Source organism: Streptantibioticus rubrisoli (assembly GCF_024436055.1).
Lineage (GTDB): Bacteria > Actinomycetota > Actinomycetes > Streptomycetales > Streptomycetaceae > Streptantibioticus_A > Streptantibioticus_A rubrisoli.
The window spans coordinates 1-10407 of sequence record NZ_JANFNH010000080.1 but is presented as its reverse complement, the minus strand read 5'-3'; the positions used below and the strand labels follow the sequence as shown (position 1 = coordinate 10407).

6 protein-coding genes and 1 pseudogene are annotated in these 10407 nt (G+C 72.2%); 1 reads left to right on the top strand and 6 read right to left on the bottom strand.

The window, feature by feature from the left end; translation table 11 throughout:
- Positions 1–670 precede the first annotated feature (670 nt).
- Positions 671–1645 (top strand): LAETG motif-containing sortase-dependent surface protein, encoded by a 975-nt coding sequence (locus tag NON19_RS32545; RefSeq protein WP_255932882.1) that lies wholly within the window; start codon positions 671–673, stop codon positions 1643–1645.
- A 53-nt stretch (positions 1646–1698) separates the two neighbouring features.
- On the opposite strand, the gene NON19_RS32540 is transcribed toward NON19_RS32545, so the two are convergent.
- The 6 genes and pseudogenes from NON19_RS32540 to NON19_RS32515 all read right to left on the bottom strand — a co-directional run.
- A complete protein-coding gene (locus tag NON19_RS32540; protein ID WP_255932881.1) occupies positions 1699–3468 on the bottom strand; it encodes a GMC oxidoreductase in 1770 nt (589 codons plus the stop codon).
- Between the two features lie 128 nt (positions 3469–3596).
- A complete protein-coding gene (locus tag NON19_RS32535) occupies positions 3597–5228 on the bottom strand; it encodes a succinic semialdehyde dehydrogenase (protein WP_255932880.1) in 1632 nt (543 codons plus the stop codon).
- Positions 5229–5470: 242 nt separating this feature from the next.
- Positions 5471–6874: a dihydrolipoyl dehydrogenase family protein gene (locus NON19_RS32530; protein ID WP_255932879.1), complete on the bottom strand. Its 1404-nt coding sequence runs from the start codon at positions 6872–6874 to the stop codon at positions 5471–5473.
- Between the two features lie 82 nt (positions 6875–6956).
- Entirely contained in the window at positions 6957–7907 is a 951-nt protein-coding gene (locus NON19_RS32525; protein ID WP_255932878.1) for an alpha/beta fold hydrolase, read from the bottom strand.
- A gap of 166 nt (positions 7908–8073) precedes the next feature.
- A complete protein-coding gene (locus NON19_RS32520; RefSeq protein WP_255932877.1) occupies positions 8074–9996 on the bottom strand; it encodes a serine/threonine-protein kinase in 1923 nt (640 codons plus the stop codon).
- Between the two features lie 132 nt (positions 9997–10128).
- Positions 10129–10407 (bottom strand): annotated as a pseudogene (locus NON19_RS32515) (hypothetical protein); the annotation flags it as partial.

The window sequence follows — 10407 nt, the reverse complement described above, 5'->3', positions numbered from 1 at the left end:
CCCACGAATCCGCAGCGCAGCCGCAATCCGCAACCCGCAACCGCCCGCGCGGGAGCGCGCACCCAGCGCGCCGGGGCGCACCCGGGAAGCACGCACCGAAAAGGCGCGCCAGCACCTTTTCGGACATCACCCGTACGGCGCGTGACCGCCCAGGACGCGGTTCGTTGGACCCGGTGTCCGTTCCAGCCAGGTGCGGTCGGGAGTAGTAACTACCACGCGTGGAGACCGCCCAGGCGCAGCTGGGTGGATTTACCGGGGCGATGAGGCGTGCCTGATCGCACGTCGTGGGACCTCGCCCCGGTCACCGGGGACCGGTCAGCAGGGGACAGCAGCCCGGTCGCCCAACTGAAAACAGGCGGTCGGTCCCGGGGACGCTTGGGGCCGACCGCTCTGCGAAGCGGCGAAGAAACGCTCCGCGAGGCGGTACCGATGCACCCTACCGCAAGCAAACCACTGTGACGTTGATCACCGAAAAACCGGCACGGGCGTGGGCAACTGCCCGGATTCGCAGGTTTAGGCCGTGTACCACGCAGAAGCGGCTCTGTGGCGGCTGTGAGTTCCGCCGTCATACAACATCCACACGGCCTTACGATCAGCGCCTGCCGCACCGCGAGCCGCCCCCCACCACCGCGACGGCCTCTCGTCCTTTGCTGACCCAGAAGAGGTCTCAATGAAGCTTCGCCGCGCCCTGGCCGCGGTCGCCACGACCGCAGCCATCGCCCCCGCCGCGCTGCTGAGCGCACCGAACGCGTTCGCCGCCACCACCGCCGCGCCCCTCCCCAGCGCCGCCACGGGCACCCCCGCCTCGGCCACCCCCTCCGCCACCGCGCCCGCGTCCAGCGCACCGGTCACCCGCACCGCCACCACGCAGAGCGCGACGCCGGCCACCGCGCCCACCGAGCCGGGCGTCTGTGTCGTGCAGAACCCGAAGTACAAGGCCGCCATCCGCACCGCCATCAGCGGTCTGCCCGGCCGGATCGCCCGGGGCAGCGGCTGGCACGCCTTCACCCTGACGGTGGACAACCCGACGTCGGCCAGCGTCACGCACATCAACCTGTTCGCGGGCGTCGGCCCGGCCGCCAAGGAGACCCAGGCCTTCACCACCAGCCAGGTCGAACTGCAGGCGTACCACCCGAGGACCAGGCAGTGGGCGGACGTCGCGGACGGCTCCGGCCACTCCGTCGGCTACTTCGGCTGGGGCACGCTGCCCGCGCACACCCACTTCAACGTGCCGATGCGCCTGGAGGTGAAGAAGAACGCCCCGCTCGGCAAGGGCCTGACCCTCGGCGCCGGGTTCTACCTCGACAGGCAGTACGACTGCGTGGCCGCCAGCGCCGCCGCCTACCGGATCCAGATCGTGGCGCCGGGCACCCCGACCACCGGTTCCGTACCGCAGCCGCAGACCGGCGGACAGGCTCCGGTCCCGGCGCCGAAGACCGCGCCGGGCAGCGCTCAGAAGGCCAGCGCCAACGAGGTGGTGCCCGCCTCGACGGCGTCCAACGACACCGCGAAGGGCGGTCAGTTGGCGCACACCGGTGCGTCGTCCGCGCTGCCCGCGATCGCCGGAGCCGGTGCCGCCGCTGTGGTGCTCGGTGGCGGCGCGGTGTTCTTCGTACGGCGCCGCAAGGGCGGCTCCGCCGCCTGACGCACGTACATGGGCGCGGCCGGGACCAACTCCCCTTGGTCCCGGCCGCGTTCTCACGTCCTCGGCGGCACCTTCGGTATCGGCAGCACCAGCGCCGCGAACGCGTCCTTGGGCACCGCCGGTTGCCGCGGCGCGACGGGTGAGATCCGTAGGTAGCCCTCGCCCTGCGCCGGACGCGGGTCCGGCTCGCCCTTGTTGGGCCACAGCGACATCGCGCGCTCGGCCTGCGCGGTGATGGTCAGCGAGGGGTTGACGCCGAGGTTGGCGGAGACCGCCGAGCCGTCCACCACGTGGATGCCCGGGTAGCCGTGCAGGCGGTGGTACGGGTCGATCACCCCGTGTTCCGGATCCTCGCCGATCGGGCAGCCGCCGAGGAAGTGCGCGGTCATCGGCACGTCCATGATCTCGCCGACGGTGCTGCCCGGGAAACCGTTGATCTGCTCGGCCAGCACCCGGGCGGCCTCGGCGCCCTCGGGGATGTACGTGGGGTTGGGCGTTCCGTGGCCCTGCCGTGCGGTCAGCAACCCCTTGCCCAGGCCCTTCCGTTTCCGGTACGTGGTCAGGGAGTTGTCGTGGGTCTGCATCACCAGGCCGATGATGGTCCGCTCCGACCAGCGGCGGTTCGACAGCGAACGGGCGGTCAGCGTCGGGTGTTTGACGCTGTTGGCCAGGTAGGACAGCCAGCGCGGCAGCCGTCCGCCGTACGGCACCTGGAGCACGGAGAGCACGCCCATCGCGTTGGAGCCCTTGCCGTAGCGGACGGGTTCGATGTGCGTGGTGTCGTTGGGGTGGATCGATGAGGTGATGGCCACCCCGCGGGTGAAGTCCGCGCGGTCGCCGCCGTGTAGCGCGCGGTAGCGGCGGTCGGTGGTCTGCGCGCCGACCAGCGCCTCGGAGTTGGTGCGGGTCAGCTCGCCCAACTTCGCCGACATCCGGGGCAGCTCACCCCGGTCGCGCATGGTGTGCAGCAGGGTCTGGGTGCCGTAGGTGCCCGCGGCCAGTACGACATGGGGGGCGCGCAGCACCGTCGGGGTGGCCCCGCGCTGGTCGGTGGGGACGGTGGCGACCTTGTAGCCGCCGTGTTCGGGGTCCTCGGTCAGGCCCACCACGGTGGTCATCGGGTGGATGACGGCACCGGCCTTCTCGGCCAGGTAGAGGTAGTTCTCGGTGAGCATGTTCTTGGCGCCGTGACGGCAGCCGGTCATGCACTCGCCGCACTCCACGCACGCCCGGCGGGACGGTCCGGCGCCTCCGAAGTACGGGTCGGGGACCTCGGTGCCCGGCGGTACCTTCGCCGAACCCCCGGCGTCCTCGCCGTCCCCGAAGAACACGCCGACCGGCGCCATGTGGAAGGTGTCGCCCACCCCCATTCTCTCGGCGGTGTCCTTCAGATGGACGTCGGACGGGGTGAGGGTGGGGTTCAGCCGTACCCCCAGCATCTTCCTGGCCTGCTCGTAGTACGGCGCCAGTTCCTCCTGCCAGTCGGTGATGTGGCCCCACTGGCGGTCGGTGAAGAACGGTTCCGGCGGTACGTACAGGGTGTTGGCGTAGTTGAGGGAGCCGCCGCCGACCCCGGCACCGGCCAGCACCAGGACGCTGCCCAGCAGGTGGATGCGCTGGATGCCGTAGAGCCCGAGGGCGGGCGCCCACAGGTAGTCGCGCACCGCCCACGACGTCTTGGGCAACGTCTCCCGGGAGAAGCGGCGTCCCGCCTCCAGGACGCCCACCCGGTACCCCTTCTCCGTCAGCCGCAAGGCGGCCACGGATCCGCCGAACCCGGACCCGACCACGATCACGTCGTAGGGATGGGACTCCTCAGCCACGCCAACCGTCCTTCCAGATAAGCGAACAGGGACTATTGGGGGCTTCGCCCCCAACCCCCCAGACCCCCAGCGGGGTTTCGGGGGCCGTTTCCAAGGCCCCCGGAGAACAAACCCTCCCCGGGAGGGAGTCAGCGGACGTGGAGGCGCTTGAGGGCCTTCAGGCTGCGGGTCATGAAGGCCGCGTAGCCCTCGTCGGTCATGCCGAAAGAGGGCGCCATCGGCAGGACGCGCTGGGTGGCCACCGTCTGGGCCTCGGTGTACTTCAAGATGCCCTCGGAACCGTGCCTGCGGCCCAGGCCGGAGTCCTTCATGCCGCCCATCGGCGACTGCACGCTGCCGTACGCCGCCGCGTAGCCCTCGTTGACGTTGACCGTTCCGGCGTTCAGACGTGCGGCGACCGCGCGGCCACGGCGGGCGTCCCTGGTCCAGACGCTGGCGTTGAGGCCGTACGGCGTGGCGTTGGCGCGGGCGATCGCGTCGTCCTCGTCGTCGAACCGGTAGACGGAGACGACGGGGCCGAACGTCTCCTCGGTGCACACCGCCATGGGCGGCTGGACGCCGTCGAGGATGGTCGGCTCGTAGAACAGCGGACCGATGTCGGGGCGGGCCCGGCCGCCCGCGAGCACCGTCGCTCCCTTGCTGACCGCCTCCTCGACGTGCCGGGTGACCGTCTCCAACTGCCGCTGCCCCACCAGCGATCCCATGTCAGCGCCGTACGCCAGGCCCTTGCCGAGGCGCAACGAGCGGGTGCGCGCGGCGAACCGCTCTAGGAACGGCTCGGCGATCGAGGAGTGCACGTACAACCGCTCTATGGATATGCACAGTTGGCCCGCCGAGGCGAAGCACGCCCGGATCGCGCCCTCGGCCGCCTTGTCGATGTCGGCATCGCGCAGCACCAACATCGCGTTCTTGCCGCCGAGTTCGAGCGAGCAGCCGATCAGCCGGGCCGCCGCGCGTTGGGCCACGTCGCGGCCGGTGCGGGTGGAGCCGGTGAAGGAGACGTAGTCGGCCTGTTCCACCACGGCCGGGCCCACCACCGGTCCCTCACCGATCACCACCTGCCATACGGCGGGCGGCAGTCCGGCCTCGATGAGCTGCTCACGCGCCCACAGCGCGGTCAACGCGGTCTGGGTGTCGGGCTTCATCACGACCGCGTTACCGGCCGCGAAGGCGGGCAGCGCGTCGCCGACGGACAGCTCGAACGGGTAGTTCCAGGGCGCGATCTGGCCCACCACACCGCGTGGCTGGCGCAGTTCGGTGACCTTGGTGAGGGCGGGCACCACGCCGGTGTGCCGCTTGGGGCGCAGATAGCCGGGCGCCTTGCGGCCGTAGTGCCGGGCGGCGACGGCGACGGCCTGCACCTCCTCGTGGGCGTGCAGCCTGCTCTTGCCGGTCTCCACCTGGATCAGGTCGAGCACCTCTGACTGCCGCCGCAACACGAGGTCGTGGAAGCGCAGCAGCACGGCCGCCCGCTGCCGTACCGGTACGGCGGCCCAGGCGCGCTGTGCCTCACGGGCCGCTTCGAAGGCGGCGGTGATCTCCTCGGGGCCCGACTCCGGCAGCTCGGCGAGCCGCTCGCCGGTGAGGGGCGTGTGGTTGGCGGTGCGGCCGCTGCCCGCGACGCCCCGGGTGAGCCGGGCGACCAGTTCGGCGGTGACCACCTCGCCCGGGCCGCGGGCGCCCTCGGGGGCGACCGGGTTGCCGGATGTCTGCTCGGGTGTCTGTTCAGGCTTCGCGGAAATCTCCTGCGCGTCCGTCATGCCACGCGAGATTACGGCTCACACCGGCTTTTGTGTACCCGACGGTAACCTGTTTTTGCCTTCTCGGCGCAGGCGATGCCACACCTGGCGCTTCGCTGGAGGTGCCACGATGAGCCGTCGATCGGCTGCGGCACCGTCGTGGCCGGTCACGCCCGCGCGGCGGAGCCGCACATGAGCACAGCCCCCGCCCCTTCGGGGCGCTACCGAACCGCAACGGGCTTCACCCGACCCGCTCAGCCGATCTAGCCGATCTGCCCCAGCGCGTCGCCGATCGCCCGGTGGAACGTCGGATAGGCCCAGATCTGCCCCCGCAGAACCGAAAGCGGTACCCGGGCGTGGACCGCGACCGACAGCGCCCCCAGCACCTCACCGCCGTAGGGTCCCGCGGCCGTGCCGCCCACGAGCACGCCGCTGAGCATGTCCGCCACCAGCTTGACGAACCCGTCGTTCCCGATCTGCTGGGTGAGGCCCCGGGCGCTGGCGGCCAGGTCCGCCAGCCCCGTCCGTACCACCAGCCCCCGCTCGCGCGCCTCCCGCTCGGTCAGCCCGACCGCGCCGATCTCCGGCTCGGTGAACGTCACCCGCGGCACCGCGTGGTAGGCGGCGGGCGGGCCACCCTCACCCAGGATGCCGCGCACCACCACGTCCGCCTGGTACATCGACATGTGGGTGTAGGCGCCCTTGCCGGTGACGTCGCCCAGCGCCCAGATCCCGGGCCGACCGCTGGCGGGCGGGACCACCCTCAGCCGCTCGTCGACCGGGAGCGCGGGCGCCTCGTCGTCCACCTCGATGGCGAGCGCGCCCAGTTTCGCCAGATCGCTGCGCCGCCCGGTCGCGACCAGCAGCCGCGCGGCGACCAGCCGGTCACCGCGCTCGCCGTACAGGGTGAAGCCGGTGCCCTCCTGATAGTCCACCGACTCGACCCGGGCGCTGGTGTGCACCTCGATGCCGTCCTCGGTCAGCACCTTCAGCAGCAGCTCGTGTGCCTCCGGCTCCTCGCGCGGCAGCAGCCGCTGCGTGCCCTCGACCACCGTGACCGCGGTGCCGAACCGGCAGAAGGCCTGGCCGAGTTCGAGTCCGATCGACCCGCCGCCGAGCACCAGCAGCGAGCGCGGCGCCTCGTCCACCCGTATCGCGTCCCGGCTGGTCCAGTACGGCGTCCTGGCCAGTCCCGGTATCGGCGGCACCGCGGGCTCGCTGCCGACCGCCAGCACGACGGCCTGCCGGGCGTGCACCACCGTCTCGTTGCCGTCGGCGTCGGCGACCGTCACCTCCTCCCGGGCGGTCAGCCGCCCGGTGCCGCGCAGGAACCGCACTCCGCGGCCGACCAGCCGGTCCACGGCGATCTTGTCATCCCAGTCCGCGGTGGCCTCCCGTACCGTGCGGGCGACCGGTCGCCAGTCCGGATGCACCATCGCGGTACCGGCGTGTCCGGTGATCCGCCGCCCCTCGGCCAGCAGGTCCGCCGAGCGCACCATGATCTTGGACGGGATACAGCCGTAGTACGGGCACTCGCCACCGACAAGGCCCTCGTCCACCGCCACCACGTCGAGCCCCGCCTCGGCCAGTCGTCCGGCCGCCTCCTCCCCGCCGGGGCCGAGCCCCACGACGACGACGTCGGCGGTGTCCGCGCGGACCGCAGCCATGGGGTCCTCCTCGCGTACCGGATGAGAACGGTTGGAGTCTCCTCTCCTTCCACGGTACGCGCGCGAGGGGCCGCCTGCCCGGTTACGGACCGGTCTGCTCCGGGTACTCGACGGGGGTGCAGTACGGCAGGTGATCGATGGGGCGGTCGGTGCAGAAGCGCAACACGAGGTCGGTGAACTCCTCGATGCGTTCCATGGGAACGAGGTGGTCAGCGCCCCGGACGGTGAGGAAGGCGGCACCGGGCAGCAGGGCGGCGGTCTCGCGGCCCATGTACGGAGTGGTCAGCGTGTCGTGCTCACCGGTGAAGACCAGGACCGGCAGCAGGGGAACCGGCTCCGGCCGGTACCACTCGTGGTTCAGCAACCGGATGTTGTGGTCCGTCACCAGCATGCCGATCTGGCGCGGCGTCTGATCCATGAACTGCTGGTAGAGCAGTCGGCAGATGGCCCGATGGCGCGGGATGGCCGCACTGCCCGGCGGTGACATGAAGCGCGCCACGAGTTCGCGGGCCATGTCCTCGCGGCGGCCTTCGTCGAGCATCCGCAGCCAGCGGTGCGCGGTCTCCACGTAGTCCTGGGTGATCCGAGTGGTCATGCCGACGAGCGCCAGCCGCCGCAGCGCGTCCGGGTAGTGCTGGGCGAAGCGCAGCGCGATGGCGCCGCCGAAGCAGGCCCCCATCAGGTTGACCTTGGCCAGGCCCAGCTCGTCCAGCGCGTGGCGCGCGGCGGCGGCCAGGAAGTCGATGCCGTACCTGGTGGGCAGCGGATCCGCGTCGCCGTACCCCGGCAGGTCGACGGTGACCACGGTGCACGCCTCGGCCAGCCGCTCCTCGTGCCGGGTCCAGGAGAACCGGTCCTGGGACGATCCGCCGAGCAGCACCAGCGGCTCGGTGACCGAGGCGTGCTGCCAGACCGCCCGGCACACATAGCCGTACCCGTCGAAGGAGAGCCGGTGTTCCGTCACGTCGCGCGGCACCCGCTCCGCCGGGCGGGCGGGCGACAGGCGCAGCGGTGCCGTCGTTTCGGTGGACATGCGGGACTCCCCAACTCGCCGGACTGACAGCGGACTTCGGGCCGTCGGCCGAGCTGCCGGAAGCAACCGGCGCGCCGACGGGCGAACCCGGGATGTGTACCATCGCGGACCGTCCCGCCCGGCGACGTTCACCCGTTGGAGGGCGCGCCGTCGAAATCCCCGCCGGTCAGCCGTTCGCGCGGAAGGTCCGCACCGCCTTGCCGAAGTAGTCGGAGATCAGCGAGCGTTGGTCGTCGGGTCCGGTGAGCAGGACGATGTCGTATTTGCCGTCGCGGGCGATCGCCAGGTTGCAGCCGTAGACCTGGTTTCCGGAGTCGGGGTCACGCCAGGTGAACTCGCCCTCGGCGGCGGCCGCTCCGCCCGCGTCCAGCCGTTTGAGTCCGGCGGCCGACGACCACATGCTGGACCGGAACGGCGCCAACTCCGGTTCCCTGTCCTGGTAGGCGAGCGGATCGGTGCCGTAGTCGGCCGCACTGTCCCGGCCCACCACGATGACCAGTTGCATCATGTCGCCGCCGCTGGAGAAGGCGGTCTCGCCGTTGGGTCCCGCGCTCCTGGTCCAGCCGTTGTGCACCGCGACGGAGAAGCCCGCGGGGTCGGCGCGCACCGTGAAGTCCGAGCCCAGGGACGGAGTTTGCTGGGTGGCACGGTCGGTGGGGGTCGGTGCGTCGTGCGACGCGGGCGCCGCCTGGCCCGCTGCCGCGCCCCCGGAGACCTGTGCGGGCAGTGAGCGGCTGGAGACACCGCCCGCGCCCTTGGGCATGAACACCACCGCGTACAGCACCAATGCCGCCAGCAGCAGGAGGACGAGCCCGACCAGCAGCAACCCCATCCGGTGCGGCGCCCTTCCCGTGCTCTGGCTCAACTGGCCGGTGCGGCGGCGTACTTCGACCGTCTCGCCGGTCGCGTCCGCCGGACCGGGCCGCTGGCCGCGGCTGCGTGCGTGGCGGCCGTGCGCGGGCGTCGCGGCCGTCGCGTCGGCGGCCGGGCGGCGTCTGCGCAGCCGGACCAGCTCGCCCTTGCGGCGCACCACGGGCAGCTTGTGCGGGTCGCCGGGACCGGCCGGGACCCGCACCATGCGGGAGCCGATGTCCGGTTCGGGCGCGGTGCGGACCAACGAGCGCAGCCAGCCGCGCAGTTCCTCGGGCTCCGGGCGCTCGGCGGGGTCCTGGCGCAGCAGCGACTCCACGACCGGGCGCAGCGGCCCGCAGTCCTCGGCGAGCGCGGGCGGCTCGGCGCAGACCAGGCCGACCAGTTCGGCGGCGCTCTCCTCGGGGAACGGCGGATGCCCCTGCACGCAGCGGAACAGCAGCGCACCGAGCGCCCACAGGTCGGCGGCCGGGCCAACGGGCGGCGCCAACTGCCAGTTCTGGTGCACCAGACCGGCCTGTTCCGGTGCCCAGCGCTCGGTGACCGGGCCGACCACGGTGATCCTGGCCTGCCGGGCGCGCTCCAGGGCGAGCGCGGAGTCCGGGCCGCCCCAACCACCGTGCTGCTCACCGCCGGAGGCGGCCAGCACCTCGCGCGGCACCGGGTCGTAGCCGCACAGCGCCTCCTGGGCGGCGCCGAAGGCGAGTCCGTCGAGCATCGCCCGGCCGTCCTCGCAGACCAGCACGGTACGGGCGGTGATGTTGCGGTGCGCCCAGCCGTGCGCGTGCAGCGCGCGCAGCCCGCCCAGCAGGTCGGCGGCGACCTCGGCGGCGCGGTACGGGGTCAGCAGCCGGTCGGCCAGCAGCGAGGCGATCGGGCGGGCCGGGACCAGCTCGGAGACCACCCACAGGCTCCCGTCCTCCACCAGGACGTCGAAGACCTGGACCAGGGCGGGGTGGTCCGGCACCGCGGCGGCGGCCCTGGCCGCTTCGAGGGCGCGCTCCGCGCTGTCCCCGACGCCGTGCCGGGCGGCCTGCGGTGCCGCTTCGTCGCCGACCACCTCGGCGTGCACGACCTCGGGCAGCAGCAACTGCCGTACCAGGACCTCCTGTCCGCTGTACGTGTCGAACGCGCGGGTTTCCACGAGTTCGAACTCGTCGGCGGGCGGCCGGGGCAGCCGGTAGCGGCCCGCCAGCACCCGCCCGGCGTACTCGTCCACGGCTCCTCCCCATGAGCGTCACGGCATCGGCCAGGTGGCCGCACGGAACAGTGGCTTGCGGCGTTACGGCAGACGACTTTCAGCCAAGCCGTCTCGGTCAACCTCGGTCGGCGACGGACAGTCTGAGCCTTTTTACGATACGTGCTCATGGCCGGTCGGTTGACCGGTTTGAACGTGTTGGAAAAGCTGCGCCGTGCGGCTGGTGGGCACGCCGGATGCGGGCGCGGCTTCGGGCCGGTCGGCGGCGAAGGCCATGCTGAGGATCGCGCCCAGCACGACGAGCACCACGACCGCCACCACGACCACCAGGGTGCGGCGCGGCACGACATCGCTGAGCGGTGCCCGGACCGGGGAGAGGCCGGAGGTGCGGGAGGTGGAGAACCGGGACGGGCGGGTGGGAGAGAACCGGGA

Coding starts and splice junctions, on each gene's coding strand:
- NON19_RS32545 (WP_255932882.1), top strand. CDS start 671: ATGAAGCTTCGCCGCGCCCTGGCCGCGGTCGCCACGACCGCAGCCATC.
- NON19_RS32535 (WP_255932880.1), bottom strand. CDS start 5,228: ATGACGGACGCGCAGGAGATTTCCGCGAAGCCTGAACAGACACCCGAG.
- NON19_RS32530 (WP_255932879.1), bottom strand. CDS start 6,874: ATGGCTGCGGTCCGCGCGGACACCGCCGACGTCGTCGTCGTGGGGCTC.
- NON19_RS32525 (WP_255932878.1), bottom strand. CDS start 7,907: ATGTCCACCGAAACGACGGCACCGCTGCGCCTGTCGCCCGCCCGCCCG.